The organism is Streptomyces sp. NBC_00353 (assembly GCF_036108815.1).
In the GTDB taxonomy this organism is placed as follows: domain Bacteria; phylum Actinomycetota; class Actinomycetes; order Streptomycetales; family Streptomycetaceae; genus Streptomyces.
Map to the genome: position 1 here is coordinate 5546568 of NZ_CP107985.1, position 23901 is coordinate 5570468.

The 23901-nt window shown below is 71.6% G+C and carries 19 protein-coding genes, 2 tRNA genes and 1 riboswitch; of the genes, 12 read left to right on the plus strand and 9 right to left on the minus strand.

Annotated elements, in window-relative coordinates:
- Window positions 1-29 precede the first annotated feature (29 nt).
- On the plus strand, window positions 30-1550 hold the full coding sequence (locus OHA88_RS25140; protein ID WP_425900790.1) for an amino acid permease: 1521 nt from the start codon (window positions 30-32) through the stop codon (window positions 1548-1550).
- Window positions 1551-1641: 91 nt separating this feature from the next.
- Window positions 1642-1714: transfer RNA gene (locus OHA88_RS25145), tRNA-Lys, on the plus strand.
- Between the two features lie 123 nt (window positions 1715-1837).
- Here OHA88_RS25145 and OHA88_RS25150 read toward each other — a convergent pair.
- Window positions 1838-3469 carry an adenosine deaminase family protein gene (locus OHA88_RS25150; protein WP_328627154.1) on the minus strand — a complete coding sequence of 544 codons (1632 nt, stop codon included), beginning with the start codon at window positions 3467-3469 and terminating at the stop codon, window positions 1838-1840.
- 182 nt (window positions 3470-3651) lie between these two features.
- Here OHA88_RS25150 and OHA88_RS25155 point away from each other — a divergent pair, with 182 nt between their 5' ends.
- Entirely contained in the window at window positions 3652-4773 is a 1122-nt protein-coding gene (locus OHA88_RS25155) for a lipid II:glycine glycyltransferase FemX (protein ID WP_328627155.1), read from the plus strand.
- Between the two features lie 36 nt (window positions 4774-4809).
- Here the strand turns inward: OHA88_RS25155 and cobN are convergent, their stop codons facing one another.
- On the minus strand, window positions 4810-8409 hold the full coding sequence (gene cobN, locus OHA88_RS25160) for a cobaltochelatase subunit CobN (protein ID WP_328629789.1): 3600 nt from the start codon (window positions 8407-8409) through the stop codon (window positions 4810-4812).
- Between the two features lie 92 nt (window positions 8410-8501).
- Window positions 8502-8598: riboswitch (cobalamin riboswitch) on the minus strand.
- A gap of 82 nt (window positions 8599-8680) precedes the next feature.
- On the opposite strand from cobN, the gene OHA88_RS25165 reads away from it, so the two are divergent.
- The 3 genes from OHA88_RS25165 to OHA88_RS25175 all read left to right on the plus strand — a co-directional run bounded on the left by OHA88_RS25165 (window position 8681) and on the right by OHA88_RS25175 (window position 12209).
- On the plus strand, window positions 8681-9997 hold the full coding sequence (locus OHA88_RS25165) for a cobalamin biosynthesis protein CobG (protein WP_328629790.1): 1317 nt from the start codon (window positions 8681-8683) through the stop codon (window positions 9995-9997).
- 68 nt (window positions 9998-10065) lie between these two features.
- The gene (locus OHA88_RS25170; RefSeq protein WP_328627156.1) at window positions 10066-10692 is read left to right on the plus strand and encodes a precorrin-8X methylmutase; all 627 of its coding nucleotides are present in this window, start codon (window positions 10066-10068) and stop codon (window positions 10690-10692) included.
- 2 nt (window positions 10693-10694) lie between these two features.
- Window positions 10695-12209 (plus strand): precorrin-2 C(20)-methyltransferase, encoded by a 1515-nt coding sequence (locus OHA88_RS25175; protein ID WP_328627157.1) that lies wholly within the window; start codon window positions 10695-10697, stop codon window positions 12207-12209.
- Window positions 12210-12218: 9 nt separating this feature from the next.
- On the opposite strand, the gene OHA88_RS25180 is transcribed toward OHA88_RS25175, so the two are convergent.
- Window positions 12219-12965: a cobalt-precorrin-6A reductase gene (locus OHA88_RS25180; protein WP_328627158.1), complete on the minus strand. Its 747-nt coding sequence runs from the start codon at window positions 12963-12965 to the stop codon at window positions 12219-12221.
- Between the two features lie 15 nt (window positions 12966-12980).
- On the opposite strand from OHA88_RS25180, the gene OHA88_RS25185 reads away from it, so the two are divergent.
- Window positions 12981-14096: a cobalt-precorrin-5B (C(1))-methyltransferase gene (locus OHA88_RS25185; protein ID WP_328627159.1), complete on the plus strand. Its 1116-nt coding sequence runs from the start codon at window positions 12981-12983 to the stop codon at window positions 14094-14096.
- Between the two features lie 32 nt (window positions 14097-14128).
- Here the strand turns inward: OHA88_RS25185 and cobM are convergent, their stop codons facing one another.
- The 5 genes from cobM to OHA88_RS25210 all read right to left on the minus strand — a co-directional run bounded on the left by cobM (window position 14129) and on the right by OHA88_RS25210 (window position 18816).
- Window positions 14129-14878 carry a precorrin-4 C(11)-methyltransferase gene (cobM, locus tag OHA88_RS25190; RefSeq protein ID WP_267004339.1) on the minus strand — a complete coding sequence of 250 codons (750 nt, stop codon included), beginning with the start codon at window positions 14876-14878 and terminating at the stop codon, window positions 14129-14131.
- Window positions 14875-16164 (minus strand): precorrin-6y C5,15-methyltransferase (decarboxylating) subunit CbiE, encoded by a 1290-nt coding sequence (cbiE, locus tag OHA88_RS25195; protein ID WP_328627160.1) that lies wholly within the window; start codon window positions 16162-16164, stop codon window positions 14875-14877. The genes cobM and cbiE overlap by 4 nt, the downstream gene beginning before the upstream one ends.
- Window positions 16165-16370: 206 nt before the next feature.
- The gene (locus tag OHA88_RS25200) at window positions 16371-16778 is read right to left on the minus strand and encodes an SSI family serine proteinase inhibitor (RefSeq protein ID WP_328627161.1); all 408 of its coding nucleotides are present in this window, start codon (window positions 16776-16778) and stop codon (window positions 16371-16373) included.
- A 336-nt stretch (window positions 16779-17114) separates the two neighbouring features.
- Window positions 17115-17363, minus strand: a complete 249-nt coding sequence (locus OHA88_RS25205) for a hypothetical protein (RefSeq protein ID WP_328627162.1) — start codon at window positions 17361-17363, stop codon at window positions 17115-17117.
- A 67-nt stretch (window positions 17364-17430) separates the two neighbouring features.
- On the minus strand, window positions 17431-18816 hold the full coding sequence (locus OHA88_RS25210; protein ID WP_328627163.1) for an FAD-binding oxidoreductase: 1386 nt from the start codon (window positions 18814-18816) through the stop codon (window positions 17431-17433).
- A gap of 149 nt (window positions 18817-18965) precedes the next feature.
- Here OHA88_RS25210 and OHA88_RS25215 point away from each other — a divergent pair, with 149 nt between their 5' ends.
- Window positions 18966-20129, plus strand: a complete 1164-nt coding sequence (locus OHA88_RS25215) for a sulfite oxidase (protein ID WP_328627164.1) — start codon at window positions 18966-18968, stop codon at window positions 20127-20129.
- 36 nt (window positions 20130-20165) lie between these two features.
- Here the strand turns inward: OHA88_RS25215 and OHA88_RS25220 are convergent, their stop codons facing one another.
- Entirely contained in the window at window positions 20166-20582 is a 417-nt protein-coding gene (locus OHA88_RS25220) for an SHOCT domain-containing protein (protein ID WP_267004345.1), read from the minus strand.
- Window positions 20583-20743: 161 nt separating this feature from the next.
- Between OHA88_RS25220 and OHA88_RS25225 the strand changes: the two genes are divergently transcribed.
- The 4 genes from OHA88_RS25225 (at window position 20744) to OHA88_RS25240 (ending at window position 23864) form a co-directional block, all read left to right on the plus strand.
- Window positions 20744-20965, plus strand: a complete 222-nt coding sequence (locus tag OHA88_RS25225) for a hypothetical protein (RefSeq protein ID WP_326604632.1) — start codon at window positions 20744-20746, stop codon at window positions 20963-20965.
- Window positions 20966-21053: 88 nt separating this feature from the next.
- The gene (locus tag OHA88_RS25230; protein ID WP_267004347.1) at window positions 21054-22250 is read left to right on the plus strand and encodes an SPFH domain-containing protein; all 1197 of its coding nucleotides are present in this window, start codon (window positions 21054-21056) and stop codon (window positions 22248-22250) included.
- Window positions 22251-22367: 117 nt separating this feature from the next.
- A tRNA-Met gene (locus tag OHA88_RS25235) sits at window positions 22368-22441 on the plus strand.
- 238 nt (window positions 22442-22679) lie between these two features.
- On the plus strand, window positions 22680-23864 hold the full coding sequence (locus OHA88_RS25240; RefSeq protein WP_328627165.1) for a PP2C family protein-serine/threonine phosphatase: 1185 nt from the start codon (window positions 22680-22682) through the stop codon (window positions 23862-23864).
- The last annotated feature ends 37 nt before the right edge of the window (window positions 23865-23901 follow it).

Sequence of the window (23901 nt, forward strand, 5' to 3'; positions counted from 1 at the left end):
TACGCCGGGGCGAGGGCATCGCTGGGGTCATGACAACAGACATCAGCGAGGACAAGCCGCCACCGGGCGTTTCCGACGAGGAGCGTCTGGCGCAGCTCGGGTACACGCAGACGCTCGCCCGGCGTATGTCCGCCTTCTCCAACTACGCCGTCTCGTTCACGATCATCTCGGTGCTCTCCGGCTGCCTGACGCTGTATCTGTTCGGCATGAACACCGGCGGTCCCGCCGTCATCACCTGGGGCTGGGTCGGCGTCGGCCTCATGACGCTGTTCGTCGGGCTGGCGATGGCGGAGATCTGTTCGGCGTACCCGACCTCCGCGGGCCTCTACTTCTGGGCGCACCGGCTGGCTCCGCCGCGCTCCGCGGCGGCCTGGGCGTGGTTCACGGGCTGGTTCAACGTCCTCGGCCAGGTCGCCGTCACCGCGGGGATCGACTTCGGGGCGGCGTCCTTCCTCGGGGCGTATCTGAATCTCCAGTTCGACTTCGAGGTGACGCCCGGCCGCACGATCGTGCTGTTCGCCGCGATCCTGCTGCTGCACGGACTCCTGAACACGTTCGGCGTCCGCATCGTCGCGATCCTGAACAGTGTGAGCGTGTGGTGGCACGTTCTGGGGGTCGCCGTCATCGTCGGCGCGCTGACCTTCGTACCGGACTCCCATCAGTCGGCGTCGTTCGTCTTCACCGAGTTCGTGAACAACACGGGCTGGGGCAGCGGCTTCTACGTCGTGATGATCGGGCTCCTGATGGCCCAGTACACGTTCACCGGCTACGACGCGTCCGCCCACATGACGGAGGAGACCCACGACGCGGCGACGGCGGGCCCGCGGGGCATCGTCCAGTCGATCTGGACCTCCTGGATCGCCGGCTTCGTCCTTCTCCTCGGCTTCACCTTCGCCATCCAGTCGTACGACGGAGCCCTGAGCTCCCCGACCGGCGCCCCGCCCGCCCAGATCCTCCTGGACGCCCTCGGCGCCACCACCGGCAAGCTCCTGCTGCTGGTCGTCATCGGTGCGCAGCTGTTCTGCGGGATGGCGTCCGTGACCGCCAACAGTCGCATGATCTACGCGTTCTCCCGGGACGGCGCACTCCCGTTCTCCCGCGTCTGGCACACGGTCAGCCCCCGCACCCGCACCCCCGTCGCCGCGGTCTGGCTGGCCGCGACCGGCGCACTGGCCCTCGGCCTCCCGTACCTGATCAACGTCACCGCGTACGCCGCGGTGACCTCGATAGCGGTGATCGGCCTCTACATCGCGTACGTCATCCCCACCCTGCTCCGCCTCCTGCGCGGCGACGACTTCACCCCGGGGCCGTGGCATCTCGGCCGCTGGTCCCGGCCCATCGGGATCGTCGCGGTGGTGTGGGTGGCCGTCATCACAGTCCTCTTCATGCTGCCGCAGCTGTCCCCGGTCACCTGGGAGACGTTCAACTACGCCCCGATCGCGGTCCTGGTGGTTCTGGGGTTCGCGGCGACGTGGTGGTTCGCTTCGGCGCGCCACTGGTTCCTCGAACCGGATCACAAACGCACGAGCGCGGACATGTCGGCGGACTGACGACCTCCTGCTGACGGCTCGACGGGCCCGGCGGCCGATACCCGATCGGCGGCCGGGCCGCGGCGGGCTATGCTCAGGGGTGATTCGCCGAGGGCCGTTAGCTCAATTGGCAGAGCAGCGGACTTTTAATCCGTTGGTTGTGGGTTCGAGTCCCACACGGCCTACGTGTTGCGGGGCGAGGTTTCGGCCTCTGACCTGCAAAGGAGCGCCCCGCCCGGTTCCGACCGGGCGGGGCGCTCCGTCGTTGGCAGGCGCCCGTGGTGTCAGGACCGGGTGCCCCGGGTCCGTCAGTCTGCCCTGGTGGTGGCGAAACGCCGCTCGAAGGCCACGAACGCGGCCTCCTGACGCCACTGGACCTGAGCCTTGGCGCTGGTGTTCAGGAGTCGTCGGCACTGCTGCGGGGGGTTGTCCGCGCCGGGGCTGGTGTGGCGGCAGTGGCCGGTGAGCCGGTAGCCGTCGCGGGTCGGGTTGCCCTGCCAGAGGCCGGCACCCGGCAGGAAGGCGTACTCCAGGGAGGCTCGTGCGAGGTCCTTCAGTTCGCGGTAGCCGAGGTCGTACGTCCTGGCGGCGTACCGGTACTCGTGGCTGATGTCGATCCGGGAGACGCCGGGGTCATCGGTGGCCAGCACGACGGGCACACCGTAGGCGCGATAGGTCGTGAAGGGGTGGTCGGCGCCCTTGACCCCGAGAATCTGCGCGTTGCTGGTGAACGGCACTTCGACCGCGATCTGCCGGTCGGCCATGGTGCGGGCGAGCCGCTGCCAGTTGTCCTCGTGGACCAGGTCGACACCGTGGCCGATGCGCTCGGCGTGGCCGATGTCCACGGCCTCACCGATGTGGAAGGCCAGGTCCTCGGGCTTGACCAGGCCGGGCCACAACTCGCCTGCGTGCAGGGTGATGTGCGCCTTGGGATACACGCGGTGCAGGTAGTCGAGCATCCGCATCTGGAGGCTGTAGTTCCGCAGGGAGCTGTCCCAGTCCTCCGGCTGCACCAGATTCACGGCGACGAACCGCTTGTCCCGTTCGGCAAGGCGCAGTCCCAGGGCCACCTGGGTGAAGACCCGCTCGGGTGAACTGCCGCGCGACACCTGGGAGATCCACCGCACCGGCACCCGGCAGCCGGCCTCCGCGCGGGGCGTGCCGCACCGTGCCGCCGTGCGGAACTCGGCGTCGGACTCGTCCGTCTCCCGGCTCGCCTCGGCGACCAGCTCGTCCAGCTTGCCGCCGGCCAGCAGTTTGCTGTGCAGCTTCGCCAGGTCCTCGTCCCAGCCGACCGAGTCGGCCAGGATCCGCGCGCCGTCGGACGCCGGGGTCACCATCGTCTCCAGATAGAACTGGTTCTGCCGCGCGACGGTGTCGGCCACGTCGGCGAGCAGCTTGCCCCGGTGGCGCCAGGTGACCTCGCCGAACTTCCCGAACGTGTCGAAGAAGTGGTCGTGCCCCGACTGGCCCGGCGGGAAGTCCTGCATGGACCACGCCTGCAGCACCGCGCGGCGGAAAGCGGCATCGGTCAGGGCGTCGGACGCCGGTCGTCGGCCCGGACCGCACGGCGGCGGCACCGCAGTCAGCGTCTGTTCGTCGATGCACAGACCGTCGTCCGCGGCGAGCGAGATCAGGTACTCGGTCGAGACGGCGCCCGACAGGTGGTTGTGCAGGTCCCCTCCCTTCGGCAGTGCCGTGAAGAAGGCACTCAGCGCGGCCGGATCGTTCCGGATCGCGGTGAGCCGCGCGGAGGCCAGGTACTCCCCGCGGGTGGGCGGAGGCAGGGGCACGGCGGCAGGGGGCTGAGCGGCGGCCACCGGCTGCGCGGCGGCGGGCAGCGTGCCCGGCAGCAGGGACAGGACGGCGAGGGCCCCGAGACCGATCGGGGCCAGGGGACCGCGCGGGCGGCGCACGGAGCGGCGGTTCACGAAGATCACCTGCGCATGATCCCGAGTACCTCGGGCGCTCGACGCGCGACGGGCGGTCGCCCGGCCGGGTCCACCCGGCCGAGTGATCACACCTGCGTCCTGCTGCCTCTTCTCCGCGGCGGCGAGCCGGTTGCCGTTGATGTGAGGTGCATCTCAGTAGGCTGATGCGCCCGGACGAAGGAGCATTGCGCATGAGTCTGCGCCTGAAGGCGATCACCCGCGAGGAGCACCTGGCCTTCGTCAGCGACCGGCCCTCCGCGAGCCACATGCAGCTTCCGTCGTGGGGGGAGGTGAAGCCGGACTGGCGGGCGCGGAGCCTGGGCTGGCTCGACGAGAGCGATCGGCTCGTCGGCGTGGGGCTGGTCCTGCTCAGGCCGTTGCCGAAGCTCCGGCGATACCTCGCCTATCTGCCCGAAGGGCCGCTCATCGACTGGTCCGCGCCGGATCTGGAACGGTGGCTGCAGCCGATGCTCGACCACCTGAAGGCGCAGGGCGTGTTCTCGGTGAAGATGGGCCCGCCCGTCGTCGCCCGCCGCTGGAGCGCGGAGGCCGTCAAGGCCGCGATCGCCGACCCGCGGGCCGGACGGCTGGGGGACGCCGAGGCCACCGTCCGCGAGCCACGGGCTTTCGACGTCGCCGACCGGCTGCGTGCGATGGGCTGGCGGCAGACCGAGCCCGGCAGCGAGGACGGCTTCGCCGCCGGCCAGCCGCGGTACGTATTCCAGGTCCCGTTCGCCGGCAAGTCGCTGGATGAGGTCCAGCGAGGTCTCAACCAGCAGTGGCGCCGCAACATCAAGAAGGCCGAGAAGGCCGGCGTCAAAGTCGTCCGGGGCGGCTACGAGGACCTGCCCGCCTTCCACCGGCTTTACGTCGAGACCGCCCGGCGGGACCGGTTCATCCCCCGCCCGCCGGCCTACTTCCAGCGGATGTGGACCGCACTCACGGCCGAGGACCCGGACCGGATGCGGCTCTACCTCGCCCATCACGAGGGCGAGGTGCTTGCGGCGGCGACGATGCTGACCGTGGGCGAGCACGTCTGGTACTCGTACGGCGCCTCCACCGACCGCAAGCGCGAGGTCCAGCCCAACAACGCCATCCAGTGGCAGATGATGTCCGACGCCCACGAACTCGGTGCGAGCGTCTACGACCTGCGTGGCATCACCGACACCCTGGACGAGGGCAACCATCTGCTCGGCCTGCTCCGCTTCAAGGTCGGCACCGGCGGTGAGGCCGTGGAGTACCTCGGCGAATGGGACTTCCCTCTCAACAGGTTCCTGCACAAGGCACTCGACCTGTACATGTCCCGCCGCTGAGGCCGGGTCCGGGAAGTCCCACCACGCACGTCGGGGTCAGTCCTCGCCCTCCAGGTCCCCCTCCGTCTCCAGGAACACCTGGCGCAGCGCCTCCAGGACCGCCGGGTCGGGCTTGGACCACATGCCGCGGGACTCGGCTTCCAGGAGGCGTTCCGCGATGCCGTGGAGGGCCCAGGGGTTGGCCTGCTGGAGGAACTCGCGGTTGGTCGGGTCCAGGACGTACGTCTCGGTGAGCTTGTCGTACATCCAGTCGGCGACCACGCCCGTCGTCGCGTCGTAGCCGAAGAGGTAGTCGACCGTCGCGGCCAGCTCGAAGGCGCCCTTGTAACCGTGGCGGCGCATCGCCTCGATCCACTTGGGGTTGACCACGCGTGCGCGGAAGACCCGGGACGTCTCCTCGACCAGGGTGCGGGTGCGGACCGTCTCCGGGCGGGTGGAGTCGCCGATGTACGCCTCGGGGGCCGTGCCGCGCAGGGCGCGGACGGTGGCCACCATGCCGCCGTGGTACTGGAAGTAGTCGTCCGAGTCCGCGATGTCGTGCTCGCGGGTGTCCGTGTTCTTGGCGGCCACGGCGATCCGCTTGTAGGCCGTCTCCATCTCGTCGCGGGCCGGCCGGCCGTCGAGTTCGCGGCCGTAGGCGTAGCCGCCCCAGACCGTGTAGACCTCGGCGAGGTCGGCGTCGGTGCGCCAGTCGCGGCTGTCGATGAGCTGGAGGAGGCCCGCTCCGTACGTACCGGGGCGGGAGCCGAAGATACGGGTGGTGGCGCGGCGTTCGTCGCCGTGTTCGGCGAGGTCGGCCTGGGCGTGGGCGCGGATGTGGTTGTGGTCGGCGGGTTCGTCGAGGGACGCGGCGAGGCGTACCGCGTCGTCGAGCAGCCCGATGGTGTGCGGGAACGCGTCGCGGAAGAAGCCGGAGATGCGCAGGGTCACGTCGATGCGCGGGCGGCCCAGGTCGGCGAGGTCGATCGGTTCCAGGCCGGTGACGCGGCGTGAGGCGTCGTCCCAGACCGGGCGGATGCCGAGCAGCGCCAGGGCCTCGGCGACGTCGTCGCCCGATGTCCGCATCGCGCTGGTGCCCCACAGGGAGAGGCCGACCGAGGTGGGCCATTCGCCGTTGTCGGTGCGGTAGCGCTCCAGGAGCGAGTCGGCCAGGGCCTGGCCGGTCTCCCAGGCGAGCCGGGACGGGACCGCCTTCGGGTCCACGGAGTAGAAGTTGCGGCCGGTCGGCAGGACGTTGACCAGGCCGCGCAGCGGGGAGCCGGATGGGCCCGCGGGGACGAAGCCGCCGTCCAGGGCGTGGACGGTGTGGTCCAGTTCCGCTGTCGTGGCGGCCAGCCGGGGGACCACCTCGCGGGCTGCGAAGTCGAGGATGTCCCTGACCGGTTGAGGGTGGGCCGCGGCCACGGTCGCAACGGCCGACGGGTCCCAGTCCGCGTCCTCCATCGCCTGGACCAGGGCGCGTGCCTGCTCCTCGGCCTCGTCCGCCGTGGTGCGGGTGGCGGCGGACTCGTCGAGGCCCAGGGCCTCGCGCAGCCCCGGCAGCGACGCCGTACCGCCCCAGATCTGGCGGGCGCGCAGGATCGCCAGGACCAGGTTGACCCGGTCCGGACCGGCCGGGGCGCCGCCCAGGACGTGCAGCCCGTCGCGGATCTGGGCGTCCTTGATCTCGCAGAGCCAGCCGTCCAGATGCATGATGAATTCGTCGAAGCCCTCGTCGTCCGGGCGGTCGTCGAGCCCCAGGTCGTGGTCGAGCTTGGCGGCCTGGATCAGGGTCCAGATCTGGGCGCGGATCGCAGGCAGCTTCGCCGGGTCCATCGCGGCGATCTGGGCGTGCTCGTCGAGGAGCTGCTCCAGGCGTGCAATGTCGCCGTAGCTGTCCGCGCGGGCCATCGGCGGTACGAGGTGGTCGATCAGGGTGGCGTGGACGCGGCGCTTGGCCTGCGTACCCTCGCCCGGGTCGTTCACCAGGAACGGGTAGACGAGCGGGAGATCGCCCAGCGCCGCGTCCGGGCCGCAGGCGGCGGACAGGCCCGCGTTCTTGCCGGGCAGCCACTCCAGGTTGCCGTGCTTGCCGAGGTGGATCATCGCGTCGGCGCCGAAGCCGCCGTCGTCCCGGTCGGCCGCGATCCAGCGGTACGCGGCCAAGTAGTGGTGCGAGGGCGGCAGATCGGGGTCGTGGTAGATCGCGATCGGGTTCTCGCCGAAGCCGCGCGGCGGCTGGATGAGGATCAGGAGGTTCCCGCGGCGCAGGGCGGCGAGCACGATGTCGCCCTCGGGGTTGCGGGAGCGGTCCACGAACATCTCGCCGGGCGGCGGGCCCCAGTGCTGCTCGACGGCGGCGCGGAGTTCTTCCGGCAGCGTGGCGTACCAGCGCCGGTAGTCGGCGGCCGGGATCCGGACCGGGTTGCGGGCCAGCTGCTCCTCGGTCAGCCACTCCTGGTCGTGGCCGCCGGCCTCGATCAGGGCGTAGATCAGCTCGTCGCCGTCGCCGGAGACCAGGCCGGGGAGGTCGGCTTCGGGGCCGAAGTCGTAGCCCTCGGCGCGCAGCCGGCGCAGCAGGGCGACGGCGCTGGCCGGGGTGTCGAGGCCGACCGCGTTGCCGATCCGGGAGTGCTTCGTCGGGTACGCGGAGAGGACGAGCGCCAGGCGCTTGTCCGCGGCCGGGATGTGGCGCAGCCGCGCGTGGCGTACGGCGATTCCGGCGACCCGGGCGGCGCGCTCGGTGTCGGCGACGTACGCGGGCAGGCCGTCCTCGTCGATCTCCTTGAAGGAGAACGGGACGGTGATCAGCCGGCCGTCGAACTCGGGGACCGCGATCTGGCTGGCCGCGTCGAGCGGGGAGACGCCCTCGTCGTTGTCCTCCCAGTCGCTGCGCGAGCCGGTCAGGCAGAGCGCCTGCAGGATCGGTACATCGAGGCCGGTGAGCGCGCCGGCGTCCCAGGACTCGTCGTCGCCGCCCGCGGACGCCTCGGCGGGGCGGGTGCCGCCCGCGGCGAGGACGGTGGTGACGATGGCGTCGGCGGCGCGCAGTTCGTCGATGAGTTCGGGTTCCGGGGTACGCAGCGAGGCGACGTACAGGGGGAGGGCGCGGGCCCCCGCGTCCTCGACCGCCCGGCAGAGCGTGTCGATGAACGCGGTGTTCCCGCTCATGTGGTGGGCGCGGTAGTAGAGCACCGCGATGGTCGGGCCGTCGGTGGCGCGCGCGGTGCGCTCCAGGGGGCCCCAGGACGGGGCGGGCGCCGGGGGTTCGAAGCCGTGGCCGGTCAGCAGGACCGTGTCGGAGAGGAACCGGGCCAGCTGGTCCAGGTTGGCCGGGCCGCCGTGCGCCAGGTAGGCGTGGGCCTCGGCGGCGATCCCGATCGGCACGGTGGAGGCGGCCATCAGCTGGGCGTCGGGCGCCTGTTCACCGGTGAGGACGACAACCGGCCTGCCGGTGGCCAGGACTTGGTCGAGCCCCTCCTGCCAGGCACGGACACCGCCGAGGAGGCGTACGACGACGAGGTCGGTGCCGTCGAGGAGAGCCGGGAGGTCGTCGAGCGGCAGGCGCGACGGGTTGGCGTAGCGGTAGGTCACCGGACCGTCCGCGGCGCGGGCGCTGAGCAGGTCGGTGTCGGACGTCGACAGGAGCAGGATCATGCGGCGTCGGGCCTTCCTCGGGGTGTCCACGCCCCGGGCGGTGTCGGAATGGGGTCTCCCCTGCTCGAGCTGGGTCGAGAGGTCGGGGAAGGGAGTTCCTGACTCGCCCGGCCGTTGCGGCCGGACTCACAGTGGCGGGACCGCGCCGGATTCGCACCGGGCTTCCTCCCCTGTCGCCGTCTCCGGCGATGCCGGGCCGGGTGGCCCGCTGCTAGGCATAGTAAGGGTCATACATCGGATGGGATTCATACAGCTCAGGATGATGGTCGGTATGCTCGCCGCCATGTCCACTTCGCCCACTCCGCCGTCGGCCCCGGGGGAGCCCCCGTCCCGGGACCGTGGCGATGCCTGCCCGGGGTCGCTGCGGCTGCACCGGGCGGACGACGGCGCGCTGGCGCGGGTACGGATCCCCGGTGGTGTGCTGAGCATCGGGCAGGCGGACGTGCTCCTGGAGGCCGCACGGGAGTTGGGCGACGGTGAGCTGCATCTCACTTCGCGGGGCAATGTCCAGTTGCGCGGGCTCGGCCAGGAGTGCGGCGGACGGCTCGCCGAACTCCTCGGCGGGGCAGGGCTGCTGCCGTCCCGGCGCCATGAGCGGATACGTAACGTGGTGGCCTCCCCGCTCTCCGGGCTCGACGGCCGGGGCCGGTCGGACGTCCGGCCGTGGCTGACCGCGCTGGACGGGCTGTTGTGCGGAAGTGACAAAGCGGCCGGGTTGTCCGGCCGCTTTCTGTTCGCGCTCGACGACGGCCGCGGTGACGTGGATGCCCTGGGTGCGGATGTGACGTCGCTGGCGTGGAGCGACGGGAGCGCGCTGCTGCGGATCGGGGCCGCGGGTGCGGTTCTGAGGGTCTCCGGGGCGGATGCGCCCCGTGCCGCGCTCATCGCCGCCGAGACGTTTCTGGACGTGGCGCGGGAGACGGGCGCCTGGCGGGTGAGCGAACTTCCGCTCGCTTCCGAGGAGTTGCTGGGGACGGTGGAAACGGCGTTGCGTGCGGCCGGAGTTGACGCGGCCCGCCACGTGGAGCACGTACCACCGCCGATGGCGGCGCAGGAGCCCGGGTACGGGCTCGTCGGCACCTCCGGCCCGGCCGCGCTCTGTGTGGGTGTGCCGTTCGGACGCCTCACCGGTGCGCAGTGGGAGAGCCTGACCCGCGCGGGCGGTGAGGTGCGGCTGACCCCCTGGCGGAGCGTCGTCGTGACAGGTGTGGCACGCGGCGGGGCGGCGGCGCGGCTGGCCGAGTGGGGCGCGGCCGGACTGGTGGCCGGACCCGACTCCGCGTGGACCGGCGTCGGAGCCTGCATCGGCCGGCCGGGCTGTGCGAAGTCCCTGGCCGATGTACGGGGGGACGCGGAGGCCGCGGTGACGGCGGGGGAGCCGGGCATCGCGCGACTCCCCGTGTACTGGTCCGGCTGTGAACGCCGGTGCGGCCACCCCAAGGGCAGCTGGGTCGACGTCGTCGCCGTCCCCGGCGGGCACCAGGTGTCCCGGGTGCGCGGAGACGTGCGGGGCGCGCCGGCGACGGTCCACGGCAGCCCGTCCGACCTGGCCGCCGCAGTGACGGCCGCCCGCAGCACCTGTAGCTGAACCACCGGCCCCAGGGCCCCACCGTTTGTCAGCCCGATCACCCACCGACCGGAGAGAGCGAAACCACCGTGTTCCAGTACGAGAAGGACGGACCGGCGATCTACCGCCAGTCCTTCGCCACCATCCGCGCCGAGGCGGATCTCGCGGGCCTGCCCGCCGACGTCAGCCAGGTCGCGGTCCGCATGATCCACGCCTGCGGCATGGTCGACCTGGTACGCGACATCGACTTCACCCCGGGCGTCGTGGCCGACGCCCGCCGGGCGCTGCGCTCCGGCGCGCCGATCCTGTGCGACGTGGCCATGGTCGCCAGCGGTGTCACCCGCAAGCGGCTCCCCGCCGACAACGAGGTCATCTGCACCCTGTCGGACCCCTCGGTCCCCGATCTCGCCGCGAAGCTGGGCACGACCCGCAGCGCCGCCGCGATGGAGCTGTGGCGGGACCGCATGGAAGGGGCGGTGGTGGCCGTGGGCAACGCGCCGACCGCGCTGTTCCGGCTGCTCGAGATGATCGAGGAGGGTGCTCCCCGCCCGGCCGCAGTCATCGGTGTGCCCGTCGGCTTCGTCGGAGCAGCCGAGTCCAAGGACGCCCTGGCCGACCATCCGTCCGGTCTGGAACACCTGGTCGTACGGGGCCGTCGCGGCGGCAGCGCCATAGCCGCGGCCGCGCTCAACGCGATCGCCAGCGAGGAAGAGTAAGAGTGAGCGAACAGAACACGGGCCGGCTGTACGGGGTGGGACTCGGGCCCGGCGATCCGGCACTGATGACCGTACGCGCGGTGCAGATCATCGCCGAGGCCGATGTCATCGCCTATCACAGCGCCCGCCACGGACGGTCCATCGCGCGCTCCATCGCCGCCGAGCACATCCGCGCGGACCACATCGAGGAGAAGCTGGTCTACCCGGTCACGACGGAGACCACCGACCACCCCGGGGGCTACCGGGGCGCGATGGAGGAGTTCTACGGCGAGGCCGCGGCCCGGCTGGCGGTGCACCTGGACGCCGGGCGGACGGTGGCGGTGCTCGCCGAGGGCGACCCGATGTTCTACGGCTCGTACATGCACATGCACAAGCGGCTCGCCGACCGCTATCCCACCGAGGTGATCCCCGGGGTCACTTCGGTCAGCGCCGCCGCCGCCCGGCTCGGCACCCCGCTCGCCGAGGGCGAGGAAGTGCTGACTATCCTGCCCGGCACCCTGCCGGAGGAGGAGCTGACCGCCAGGCTGGCCGCCACCGACGCCGCCGTGGTGATGAAGCTGGGGCGTACGTTCCCCGCGGTGCGCCGCGCCTTCGAGGCGTCGGGGCGGCTCGACGAGGCGCACTACGTGGAGCGCGCCACGATGGCCGGGGAGCGTACCGGCGATCTGGCGGACACCGACCCGGACTCCGTGCCGTACTTCGCCGTCGCGGTGCTGCCCAGCCGGATCGACGCACCCCGCCCGGAAGCGAGTGCGGACGCGGCAGGCACCGGTGAGGTCGTGGTCGTCGGCACCGGTCCCGCCGGACCGCTGTGGCTGACCCCGGAGACCCGCGGGGCGCTGGCCGCCGCCGACGACCTCGTCGGCTACACCACGTACCTGGACCGGGTTCCGATCCGCCCAGGACAGGCCCGCCACGGCTCCGACAACAAGGTGGAGTCGGAGCGCGCCGAATTCGCCCTCGACCTGGCCCGCCGCGGCCGCCGCGTGGCCGTGGTGTCGGGCGGCGATCCGGGGATCTTCGCCATGGCGACCGCCGTGCTGGAGGTGGCCTCGCAGGACGTGTACGCGAAGGTGCCCGTGCGGGTGCTGCCGGGTGTGACCGCGGCCAACGCGGCCGCCGCCCGTGCGGGGGCACCGCTCGGCCACGACTACGCCACGATCTCGCTCTCCGACCGGCTCAAGCCGTGGGAGGTGATCGCCGCCCGGCTGCGCGCGGCCGCGGCGGCGGATCTGGTGCTGGCGCTGTACAACCCGGGTTCGCGGACCCGCACCGAGCAGGTCGGCAAGGCCCGTGACCTGCTGCTGGAGCACCGTTCGCCGGATACGCCGGTGGTGGTGGGCCGGGATGTGGGCGGACCTTCGGAGAGCGTACGGATCGTCACCCTGGCCGAGCTGGATCCGGCCGAGGTCGACATGCGGACGATCCTGCTGGTCGGTTCCTCGCAGACGCGGTCGGTGCGGCGGGGGGACGGCCGGCAGATCGTGTGGACGCCACGGCGGTACCCGGAGGCCTGAGGTCCGGCCTCAGCGACGCAGGCCGGCCAGCCAGTCCACGGCGAGTTCCGGCGTACCGACCACGGGTACGCCCTCCGGGACCGGCGGCCGGCGCACCACCACCACCGGGATGCCGGCCTCCCGGGCGGCGGCCAGCTTCGGTGCGGTGGCGTCACCCCCGCTGTCCTTCGTGACGAGGACATCGAGGCGGTGACGGCGGATCAGATCGCGCTCGCCGTCGAGGGTGAAGGGTCCCCGGTCCAGCAGGACCTCCATCCGCGCCGGGTGCGACCCGTCGGGGGCGTCCACGGACCGCATCAGGAACCACAGGGAGTCGAGGCCGGCGAAGGCGGCGAGTCCCATCCGGCCCGTGGTCAGGAAGACGCGGCGGCCCAGCCCGGGCAGGGCGGCGGCCGCCTCGTCCAGCGATCCGACCGGATGCCAGCGGTCGCCGTCGACGGGCACCCAGCCGGGCCGGCGCAGCGCGAGCAGGGGAACATGGGCGGCGGCGGCGGCCGACGCCGCATGGAAACTGATCGTCCCGGCGAAAGGATGGGTGGCATCGATGAGCGCGTCGACCCGGTGCGTACGCAGCCACTCGGCGAGCCCGTCGGCTCCGCCGAACCCGCCGACCCGCACCTCGCCGGGTGGCAGCTTCGGACTGGCCACCCGGCCGGCGAGCGAGCTGGTGACCCGGGCCCCGGCCGGGAGCGCCTCCGCCAGGCTCTCGGCGAGGCGGCGGGCCTCCGTCGTGCCACCGAGGACGAGTACGTGCATGGGATCGGTCCAGACATGAGTGAGGCGAAGGGCGGGCGCAGCGCCCAACTCAAACACACCGGTCTGCGGCCCGGCTGGACGACCGGCGCCTGTGCGACCGCGGCCACGACCGCGGCGTACACGGCCCTGCTGACCGGCGACTTCCCCGACCCGGTGTCGATCACCCTGCCGAAGGGCCAGACCCCCGCGTTCGCGCTGGCGGTGGAGGAGCTCGACGGGGAGCGGGCGACGGTCGGTGTGGTCAAGGACGCGGGAGACGACCCGGACGTGACGCACGGCGCGCTGGTGCGGGCCACCGTGCGGCGGCTGCCGCCCGGTTCGGGTGTGGTGTTCCGGGCCGGTCCGGGGGTGGGCACGGTGACCCGCCCCGGTCTGCCGCTCGACGTCGGCGAGCCCGCGATCAACCCGATGCCACGGCAGATGATGCGCGACCACATCGCGCGCGTTGCCGCGGACCACGGGGCTACGGGCGACGTCGAGATCACCGTGTCCGTCGATCACGGTGAGGAGATCGCCCGTTCCACATGGAACCCGCGCCTGGGCATCCTGGGCGGTCTGTCGATCCTCGGCACGACCGGGGTCGTCGTCCCGTACTCCTGCTCGGCGTGGATCGACTCGATCCGCCGCGGCGTGGACGTGGCCCGAGCGGCGGGACACACGCATGTGGCGGGGTGCACGGGGTCGACCTCGGAGAAGACCGTGGTCGCCGAGTACGGCCTGCCGGAGATCGCCCTGCTGGACATGGGGGACTTCGCGGGAGCGGTGCTCAAGTACGTACGCAGGCATCCGGTGGACCGGCTGACGGTCTGCGGCGGGTTCGCGAAGCTGTCGAAGCTCGCCGCGGGCCATCTGGATCTGCACTCGGCCCGCTCCCAGGTCGACAAGAGGTTCCTCGCCGAACTCGCCCGGCAGGGCGGCGCGGACGCGGCCCTGGTCGCCGAAGTGGCGGACGCCAACACGGGCCTGGCCGCCCTTCAGCTGTGCGCGGCGGCCGGGGTCCCGCTGGGTGACCTGGTCGCGGTGGCAGCGCGCGACCAGGCGCTGTCGGTGCTGCGTGGGGCGCCGGTGGCGGTGGACGTCATCTGTATCGACCGGGCGGGCGCGGTCGTCGGGCGCAGCGCAGTCCACTGACCGCTTGTTTTCCCGACCCCGCCCTTCCGGGGTCAGCAGGCGTGCCGGTCGCGCTCCGCCGAGTACAGGTGGCTGTCGCGGAACTGCTCGGCGCCCAGCGTGCGGCCGACCATGATGACGGCGGTACGGATCACTCCGGCGGCCTTCACCTGCTCGGCGATGTCGCTCAGCGAACCGCGCAGGATCAGCTCGTCAGGGCGGGACGCCATGGCCACCACGGCGGCCGGGCAGTCGGCCCCGTAGTGCGGCAGCAGTTCCTCGACCACCCGGTCCACGTACCGGGCGGCCAGGTGCAGCACGATCAGCGCACCGCTGCGCCCGAGCGTCGCCAGGTCCTCGCCGTCCGGCATGGCCGTGGCGCGGTGGGCGATCCGGGTGAGGATGACGGTCTGGCCGACGGTCGGCACGGTCAGCTCCCGCTTCAGCGCCGCGGCGGCCGCCGCGAACGCCGGTACGCCGGGCACCACTTCGTACGGCACGCCTGCCGCGTCGAGCCGCCGCATCTGCTCGGCGACCGCACTGAAGACGGACGGGTCGCCGGAGTGCAGCCTGGCGACGTCGTGCCCGTCCTCGTGGGCGCGTACCAGCTCGTCGGTGATCTCGTCGAGGTTGAGCTGCGCGGTGTCGACGAGAAGGGCGTCCGGCGGGCACTCGGCGAGCAGTTCGCGGGGGACCAGGCTGCCCGCGTACAGACAGACCTGGCAGGCGGCGAGCGTCCGGGCACCGCGCACCGTGATCAGGTCGGCGGCGCCGGGCCCGGCGCCGATGAAGTACACGGTCATCTGCTCTCTCCTGATGAGGACGGTGAGGACGGTATCGGGGAGGTGCCGACGGGCTTGCACACGGACCACTGGGTGACCGGCATGGCCTGCCGCCAGCCGGTGAAGCCGCCGACCGGCACGGCGTGCGCCACCGCGAGCCGCACCAGCTCGCCGCCGTGGCGCCGGTACCGCTCGGCGAGCAGCGCCTCGGACTCCAGCGTGACGGTGTTGGCGACCAGCCGTCCGCCGGGTGGCAGTGCGTCCCAGCAGGCGTCGAGCAGCCCCGGTGCGGTCAGCCCACCGCCGATGAACACGGCGTCCGGCACCGGCAGTCCGGCGAGCGCCTCCGGGGCCCGGCCGGTGACCACGCGCAGCGCGGGGACGCCGAGCCGGTCCGCGTTACGGGCGATGCGGCCGGCCCGTACCGGGTCGCGCTCGACGGTGACGGCACGGCAGGACGGGTGCGTACGCATCCACTCGACGGCGATCGATCCGGAACCGCCGCCGATGTCCCACAGCAGCTCGCCGGGCGCCGGGGCCAGTGCCCCGAGGGTGGCGGCGCGGACATGACGCTTGGTGAGTTGTCCGTCGTGCTCGTACGCGCCGTCCGGCAGCCCGGGTACGGCGCCGAGCCGCAGTGCGTCCGGGTCCCGACGGCACTCGACCGCAATGACGTTGAGCGGATCGCCCGCCGGATGCGCCCACCCGTCGGCCGTCCCCGTGACACAGTCCTCGGCCTCGCCGCCCAGCTGTTCCAGCACCCGCATAGGGCTGGGCCCGAAGCCGCGTTCGCGGAGCAGCACGGCCACTTCGCCGGGGGTTCCGGCGCCCGCGCTCAGCACCAGCAGCCGCCGGCCCTCGTGCAGGGCGGCGGCCAGCCGGGCGGTGGGTCTGCCCACCAGCGTGACGACCTCGGTGTCCTCCAGCGGCCAGCCGAGCCGGGCACAGGCGTAGGAGACGGACGACGGATGCGGAAGGACGCGGAGGTTCGCGGCACCCAACTCCTCGCAGAGCGCGCGCCCGATGCCGTAGAACATGGGGTCGCCACTGGCCAGCACGGCGACCCGAAGCCCCCGATGCGCGGCAAGGAGACCGGCCACGGCGGGCCGCAGCGGAGAAGGCCAGGGCACACGGCGCCCCGTACAGACCGGCGGCAGCAGGTCCAGCTGGCGCGCACCGCCGATCACCGCCTGCGCATCGAGCAGCACCGCGCGCGAGCTCTCCGGCAGCCCCGCCCACCCGTCGGCGCCGATCCCCACCACGGTCGGCGCAGGTGGCGGGGGTATTGCGGGCTCTGCGGGGATCACGGCCGGTACCTCGGTGTTCGGGGGCTGACGCAGCCGAAACTCTACTGTTCGCGCTGACCGGCGAGATCGTTCCGGCCGGGTGAGCATCGCCATACGTACGCCGGAACGCCCTCTGCCGGACGGGGCTTCTCCCCGGGCCGTAGGACAGCGGAACGCCCCCGCCCGGCGCGTCGGCCGGGCAGGGGCGTTCGGAGTCGAAGCCCGGGTCAGAATTCGAAGACGGGTCCCGCGGCCGCCTCCATGGCGCAGGCGTTCGGGTAGGTGCGCTGCCAGTCCACCGTGTCGCCGTCGTACATGCCCTTCGCGGTGACCGTGACGGGGTCGTGGATCAGCGGGCACAGGTGCGGGTCGCCGGGCAGATTGTCGAAGTCGCCCCCCGCCTCGTCCAGCGCGGCGCACGCCTCCGCCGCCTTCGGGTGGTGGCCCTGGGAGGTGGCCGGACACTGGAGGGCGATGCCGCGGATCCAGGTGTTCTCGCTGCCGGAGACGGTCAGGAAGAGGATGGATTCCGGCGAGTCGGCGTGCGCGGTCGGGGACATGAGCAGGGGTGCGGCCAGGGCGGCTGCTGTCAGCGAGGCGGCGGCCAGGCGCCCGGCGACGGTAGAGATGATCACGGTGGGGGTAACGAACCGCCGGTCACGAGGACACGAGCGGTGTTCCTTCCAGGTGGGGTGAACGGAAGGTTCCGGCATGCCGTTCGACCCGTCGGCGGCAGCTCGTGTCCGCAGGGCTGCCGCACTCCGCCCGTGCAGGACGGAAACTGCACGCCCGCGGAGCAGATCCTCATGGGCGTGGGCATCATCCCCGCACCACCGAGTTGATGCGGACATGGAAGCGGCCCCGATGGTCTCGCCACCGGAGCCGGCCCTTCCAGGGCGCCACACGTGAGAGTGTGCGTCCTTGCTCCCAGAATACACCGCAAATCGGTCTATAGCGGATTCTTTTTCCGTCTATTCCGTGCTGCCGTGCCACTGCCCCTCGACGCGGAACCACAGGTCCGGCGCGTACACCGCATGGACGACCGGCGCTTCTCCCCTCGCCACCTGCAGGATCCTCAAGGCGCCGCTGGGGAGCAGGTCGTACTCGTAGACCATCGCGGAGTCGCCCTCCGTGACGTCCGCGTACGAGATGTCCGCCACCCCGCGCTCCGCGTATTCCTTGGGAGGACGATCCTCGACCAACTTGACGAAAACACCCATACTTTGACGATAGGACCGCTGAAGCCGTCGCGCTCGCCGGACGTCACGACCGAGGAGCCGGGAGCGGTCAGTGCTGCTCGGCCGGCGTGATGTTCTGGTTGGCGTGGAAGAAGTTGTCCGGGTCGTAGGCGTGCTTGATCTTCGCGAGCCTGTCGTAGTGACCGCGGTAGGTGGCCTTCACCCGGTCCGGCGTCTCACCCGCGCCCATGAAGTTCACGTACGCGCCACCCATCGAGTGCGGATGCAGCTCCTCCCAGTAGTCCACGCACCACTGCCTGAGCTTCTCGGCGCTGTCCGGGTCCGGGTCGATGCCCGCGATGACACCGGACCAGACCGCGTCCCGGTAGGCCCATGCCGTGTCGTCGGGGCCGAGTCGGTGGGCGGCTCCGTCGACCGGGTACAGATGCATGGTCGACAGATCGGTGGGGAGGTTCTCGGCGTACTTGGTGTGTACGTCGATGGCGCCGTCCGTGATCCGGTCGAAGAGGTTGCCGCGCCAGTACCACTGCAGACCGGCCGGGAGTAGTTCGTCGAACATGCCCTGCAGTGCGGGGTACGGCATCGGTGCCGTGAAGTGGAAGGCCGGCGGACCCGGTTCGTTCACGACCTTGAGGGTCTCTTCGAGGAGTTCGGGGTCGCCGGTCCAGCACCAGACGACGCCGCACACCTTCTGGCTGTGCAGCTCCTCCGGGAACGGCGGTCCGGGCGGCACGCTGAGCGCCGCGAAGAAGCCGTTCAGCTTCTCGGGCGCCTGCGGCAGGAAGTCCCGGTACCACTCGAGGACTTCGCGGGTCCGGTCGACCGGCCACACGGTGATCGCCACACCCACGGTGTCCACCGGGTGCAGCCGGAAGCTGAACGAGGTGACGACGCCGAAGTTCCCGCCGCCGCCACGCAGCGCCCAGAACAGGTCGGCGTTCTCGCTCTCGTTCGCGGTGACGAAGCTGCCGTCGGCCAGTACGACGTCCGCCGCGAGCAGATTGTCCACCGTCAGGCCGTAGCTGCGGGTGAGATGACCGTGGCCGCCACCGAGGGTGAGGCCGCCGATGCCCGTGGTGGACTGGATCCCGGCCGGGGTGGCCAGCCCGAAGCCGTGGGCGGCGTGGTCGAGGTCGGCGAGCCTGCTGCCGCCGCCGACGCGGGCGGTCCGGGTGCTCGGATCGATGTGCGCCCAGCGCATCGGCGACAGGTCGAGGGTGACGCCGTCGTCCACCAGGCAGAGTCCGCCACCGCTGTGTCCGCCGCCCCGGACGGCGAGTTCGAGACCTTCGTCGCGGATGAAGCGGACCGCGGCCATGACGTCCGCCGCGTCCGCGCACCGCACCACGGCAGCCGGACGCCGGTCGATCATGGCGTTGTAGATCGTGCGGGCCTCGCGGTACTCCGGGTCCTGCGGACCGATGACCGGGCCGCGCAGCGCGGTTCGCATCGCTTCGAGAGTGGTGCCGTCCATGGTCGTCTCCTTGTCGGGCGCGCGGACCGCCGATGCATCCACGCTCCCGCCGGGCGGGGGGCGGTGCAATCGCGCAGGGCCGCGCAAAGAGCGACATGCGGTGTCGGGGAGCGGTGGGCGCCGGGCGCCGGCGGGCGCACCATGAAGCCATGGATGGAGGGCCAGGGCCTTTTGCCGGCGACATCAGCCCATCGGCGCGCCTCGCCGGGCCCGGCGAGGGAATCAGCCCGGAGGAACTCGCGCTCGCGGCCCGCAACCACGGACTGCCGCTGGAGGCGCTGCGCTACGACCTCACCCCGCCCGGACTGCACTACGTACTGGTCCACTACGACATCCCGTACGTCCCCGACATCTCCGGCGCGCGCTCCCACGGCTGGCAGCTCACCGTGCACGGCCGGGTCCGCAGACCGCTGGCACTGGACGTGGCGGCCCTGCGGTCGTTCCCGGCCGTCACCCTCCGCGTCACGATGGAGTGTGCGGGCAACGGCCGGGCCCTGCTCGCACCGCGCCCGGTCAGTCAGCCGTGGCTGGTCGAGGCGGTCGGTACGGCGGAGTGGACCGGGGTGCCGCTGCGGCTGCTGCTCGCCGAGGCCGGAGTCGAGCCGGACGCCGTCGAGGTTGTCTTCTGCGGGGCCGACCACGGGGTCGAGCGGGGCGTCGAGCAGGACTACCGGCGGAGCCTGCCGCTGGAGGTGGCCACCGGAGACGACCCGGAAGTGCTGGTGGCGTACCGGATGAACGGCGGGCCACTGCCGCCGCAGCACGGCCATCCGCTACGGCTGGTGGTGCCCGGCTGGTACGGCATGGCGCATGTGAAGTGGCTCCGCGAGATCCGGCTCACCGGCACCCCGTTCACCGGTTTCCAGCAGGCGACGGCCTACCGCTACCGCCAGGAGCCCGGTGATCCGGGCCAGCCCGTCACCCGTATGGCCCCGCGGGCGCTGATGATCCCGCCGGGGTACCCGGACTTCATGTCCAGGATCCGTTTCGTACGCCCCGGCCGCGTGCTGCTGGAAGGAAGGGCCTGGTCAGGGTGGCCGCCGGTCACCCGGGTCGAGGTGACCACGGACGACTGCCGTTCCTGGTACGACGCCGAACTCACCCCGCCGGACAGGAGCGGGGCCCACCTCTGGGCCTGGCAACGGTGGCAGTCGTTCTGGATAGCCACGCCCGGAGACCATGTCCTCGCCGCCCGCGCCACCGATGCGGCGGGCCGGGTCCAGCCCCTGACCCAGCCGTGGAACCGCGGCGGCTTCGGCAACAACCGCATCCAGCGGATCCCGGTCCATTGCGGGCCGGGACGGCTGGGATGAGGAGTACGCCCCCGGGGGCCGGAGGGGCGATGCGGCTCAGATGAGGAGCTTCGTCTTCGCCTGCCGGAACTCCTCTTCCGTGATGGCGCCCCGGTCCTTGAGGTCCGCGAGTTTCGCCAGCTCCTCGACGCTGCCGCGGCTCTTCGGTGCACCGCCACCCGTGTCACCGGGGCCTGCGGCCTCGCGTACGTACGCCTTGAAGGCGGCTTCTCTCTCCTGGGCCTCCTTGAGGTCGCGCTTCCCCATGGATTTGCCGCGCGCGATCACATAGATGAGGACGCCGAGATACGGCAGCACCAGGGCCAGGATCAGCCAGCCCGCTTTGGCCCAGCCGCCCAGGTCGTCGCTGCGGAAGATGTCCGCGATGACCTTGAAGAGGAGGAACAGCCACATGATCCAGAGGAAGAACCAGAGCATGGTCCAGAACAGATTGAGCAGGGGGTAGTCGTCCATGTTCGGCTCCCTGGTCGTCGCTGTGGCGCAGCGTCGAATGTCTGAATTCTGAATCAGTCATATCACCACATATAGACGCCTGCTCGTCGTCGTTCGTGGCCGTTCCCCCGGGGGTGGTGCGGAGTACCTTGGAATCATGAGGGAGGCGTGGGCGAGGGCGTATGAGAGCCGCAGATGAGTCCGCCCTGAGTCCGGTCGGGGCGATCGGACGCGTGACCGTGCCGATCCCGCAGGGCGGCCCGGGCGAAGTGCTGGTGGCCGTACGGGGTGGGTCGGAGGCCTACACCGCATGGTCGACGACGTCGATCGACAGGGACGAACGCGTGGTTGTCGTCGACTCGGTCTCGGCGCGCAGCGTGATGGTCGAACGGCTACCGGCCTGAACGCAGGAAACGGAGCCGAGACCCGACGCCACTGACCGACGCCGAGAACCGACGCCGAGATGAAAAGACGTACGGCAGGAGTTCGCTCATGTTGTTCTGGCACGTTCCCGCCCCCAACGAGGCGATGCTCATCTCCGGATCGAAGCGGCAGACACAGGACACCCAGTTCCGGATCGTCACCGGGCACGGCAGTTTCGTCGTACCCGTGAAGCAGAAGGCGCGCATGCTCTCCCTGGCGCTGCGCGAGGCGGAGATCACCGAGGACTGTGTCACCCAGCAGGGCATCCGTCTCAACGTCCGCGCAGTCGCCGTCTTCAAGGTCGGTGACGACGCCGTCTCCATCGCCAACGCCGCACGCCGCTTCCTGTCCGAGCAGGAGCAGATGGAGGAGCTCGCCGGCCGGATCTTCGCCGGTCACCTGCGTTCCATCATCGGCGGGCTGACCGTCGAACAGATCATCCGGGAACGGAACCGGGTCTCGCAGGAGGTCATCGCGGGCAGCCACGGCGAGATGGAGAAACTCGGCATCGTCGTGGACGCCCTCCAGATCCAGGAGATCGACGACGCCACCGGCTACATCAACAACCTCGCCGCCCCGCACGCGGCCGCCGTCGCCAGCCAGGCCCGGATCGCGCAGGCCCGGGCCGACCAGGAAGCGGCCGAGCGCGAGCAGCAGGCCGCGGCGCTCAAGGCCGAGTACGAACGGGACACCGCGATCAAGCGGGCCGGCTTCCTCGCCGAGACCGAGCAGTACAACGCCCGCGCCGCCCAGGCCGGACCGCTGGCCCAGGCCAGGGCGTCGCAGGAGGTCATCGAGGAGCAGACGGCTCTGGCGGAGCGGCAGGCCGCGCTGGCCGCACAGCGGCTGGAGGCGGAGGTCAGGCGTCCGGCGGACGCCGAGGCGTACCGGCAGCGCACGCTCGCCGAGGCCGCCCGGGACCGGGCGAAGTTCCAGGCCGACGGCAACGCGTACGCCGAACGGACCCTGGCCCAGGCGCAGGCCGACGCCAACACCGCCCGCGCCACCTCGCTCCGGGACGGCAACCAGGAACTGATCGCGGCCAATCGCATCGTGGAGAACCTGCCGACGCTGGCCGACGCGGCCGCCCGCGGGATGAAGGGGGCCAACCTCACCGTGCTCAACGGCACCAACGGGGTCAACGAGATGGCGGCCGGGGTGGTGGGCCAGGGGCTGGCCATCCTCCACTCGCTCCAGCGCAGCGCGAGCGCGGGGAAACCGGCGGTCGACGCGAAGCGGGCGCCGCACATCACCGACTCGAACTGACCTGCCCATGGCAGGTGCGGGAAAGGTGCGGGAAAGGCGTCGGGGCCGTTGGATCGGGCAGCCATTTCATTGGTGGTCAGCAGTCCGTTCCTGATGGCGTAGAGTTGTGTTTACCGACGCGGGGTGGAGCAGCTCGGTAGCTCGCTGGGCTCATAACCCAGAGGTCGCAGGTTCAAATCCTGTCCCCGCTACTGAAGAATCAGGCCCGGCATGCATTAAGCGTGCCGGGCCTGATTCGTGTTTTCCGTCCCCCCTTCGGCCGATGTGGAGTCGCCGCGCGACGCCGCTCCGGCAAGCCTGGGAAGCGGGCCCATGCCCGCAGCCGTGCGCGTGCAGGTCGGGACAGCCGTGCGTGCACGGGGCAGGAGACCACAGGGCGCACCGCCCAGGACAGCACAGGGCGCGCCGGGCAGGAGACCACAGGTGGGGATGGCGACGAAGCTGCGCGGGGGGCGGGTCAGGGGGCGGGCCGTGGTGCGCGGCTGGGCCTGGTGGTTCGTGCGTGCGCTGCCGATTCTGATGATCGTCGGTGGGTTCGTCTTCGACTACCTCAGCCCACCCCCCTTCACCGCCGTGCCGATGTTCGTGGCCGCTCCGCTGATCGCCGCACCGTTCTTCTCGCCGGCCAGCACCGTCCTTACGGGCCTCGCCGCGGTCTTCTCGATCCTCTCGCTGCGGTTGCCCGGCGACGGTCTGCTGCACGTCGTGCCGTTCATCGAGCTCGTCACCGTGTTCACGGTCGCGGTCCTTGCCGTCGTCATCAACCGGGTCGTACGGCGCAGCAACGAGCAGCTGGCTTCGGCGCGGGTCATCGCGGAGACCGCCATGCGGGCCGTGCTGCCGACACCGTCCGAGCGGATCGGGGGGCTCCATGTCGCCGCGCGGTACGAGGCGGCCCAGGCGGACGAATTCGTCGGCGGTGACCTGTTCGCCGTGGCGGAGAGCTCGTACGGGGTACGGCTCGTGGTCGGGGACGTGCGGGGCAAGGGGCTCGAAGCGGTCGGGACGGTGGCGGTGGTCATCGGCGCGTTCCGGGAGGCCGCCGAGCAGGAGGATTCGCTGGAGGGCGTGGCTCGGAGGCTGGAGCGGGCGCTGGCGCGGGAGGGGGCGAGGCAGGGCGGGATCGATCCGGTCGAGGGGTTCGTCACCGCCGTGCTCGCCGAGATCCCGCCCGGTGCGGCCGAGGTACGGATCGTCAACCGCGGCCACCCCGAACCGCTGCTGCTCCACCCCGACGGCTCACTGGAGGTGTTGTCGCCGACCGTGCCCGCGCTGCCGCTCGGCATGGACCTGGGGGTGTGGACGGACCGGGCCGACGTATGGGAGCTGGCCGCCGGGATGACGCTCCTCACGTACACGGACGGGCTCTCCGAGGCGCGCGACACCCAAGGGGACTTCTACGATCCGGCGGCCCGGCTGCGCGGGCGGATCTTTCCCGGGCCCGAGGAGCTGCTGTCCGCGCTGGCCGACGACGTACGGCTGCACACCGGCGGCAGGTCCACCGACGACATGGCGCTGCTCGCGGTCGCACGTCCCGCGCGGGGGCAGCCGAAGCGGCGCAGGACTGTGAAGATCGTGGGCCGGGACGCGAGTGAGGAAGAGCTGAGTCGGTGAAGGGGTTCTGCAGGGCGATGCCACCGTGCGTAATCGA

What these genes read in the sequence shown, in the direction of transcription:
- OHA88_RS25215 (WP_328627164.1), top strand. Translation starts at nt 18,966, where the DNA reads ATGGATGGAGGGCCAGGGCCTTTTGCCGGCGACATCAGCCCATCGGCG.
- cobN (WP_328629789.1), bottom strand. Translation starts at nt 8,409, where the DNA reads ATGATCCTGCTCCTGTCGACGTCCGACACCGACCTGCTCAGCGCCCGC.
- cobM (WP_267004339.1), bottom strand. Translation starts at nt 14,878, where the DNA reads ATGACCGTGTACTTCATCGGCGCCGGGCCCGGCGCCGCCGACCTGATC.
- OHA88_RS25230 (WP_267004347.1), top strand. Translation starts at nt 21,054, where the DNA reads ATGTTGTTCTGGCACGTTCCCGCCCCCAACGAGGCGATGCTCATCTCC.
- OHA88_RS25165 (WP_328629790.1), top strand. Translation starts at nt 8,681, where the DNA reads ATGCTCGCCGCCATGTCCACTTCGCCCACTCCGCCGTCGGCCCCGGGG.
- OHA88_RS25240 (WP_328627165.1), top strand. Translation starts at nt 22,680, where the DNA reads ATGGCGACGAAGCTGCGCGGGGGGCGGGTCAGGGGGCGGGCCGTGGTG.
- OHA88_RS25205 (WP_328627162.1), bottom strand. Translation starts at nt 17,363, where the DNA reads ATGGGTGTTTTCGTCAAGTTGGTCGAGGATCGTCCTCCCAAGGAATAC.
- OHA88_RS25155 (WP_328627155.1), top strand. Translation starts at nt 3,652, where the DNA reads ATGAGTCTGCGCCTGAAGGCGATCACCCGCGAGGAGCACCTGGCCTTC.
- OHA88_RS25140 (WP_425900790.1), top strand. Translation starts at nt 30, where the DNA reads ATGACAACAGACATCAGCGAGGACAAGCCGCCACCGGGCGTTTCCGAC.
- OHA88_RS25210 (WP_328627163.1), bottom strand. Translation starts at nt 18,816, where the DNA reads ATGGACGGCACCACTCTCGAAGCGATGCGAACCGCGCTGCGCGGCCCG.
- OHA88_RS25180 (WP_328627158.1), bottom strand. Translation starts at nt 12,965, where the DNA reads ATGCACGTACTCGTCCTCGGTGGCACGACGGAGGCCCGCCGCCTCGCC.
- OHA88_RS25225 (WP_326604632.1), top strand. Translation starts at nt 20,744, where the DNA reads ATGAGAGCCGCAGATGAGTCCGCCCTGAGTCCGGTCGGGGCGATCGGA.
- OHA88_RS25185 (WP_328627159.1), top strand. Translation starts at nt 12,981, where the DNA reads ATGAGTGAGGCGAAGGGCGGGCGCAGCGCCCAACTCAAACACACCGGT.
- OHA88_RS25220 (WP_267004345.1), bottom strand. Translation starts at nt 20,582, where the DNA reads ATGGACGACTACCCCCTGCTCAATCTGTTCTGGACCATGCTCTGGTTC.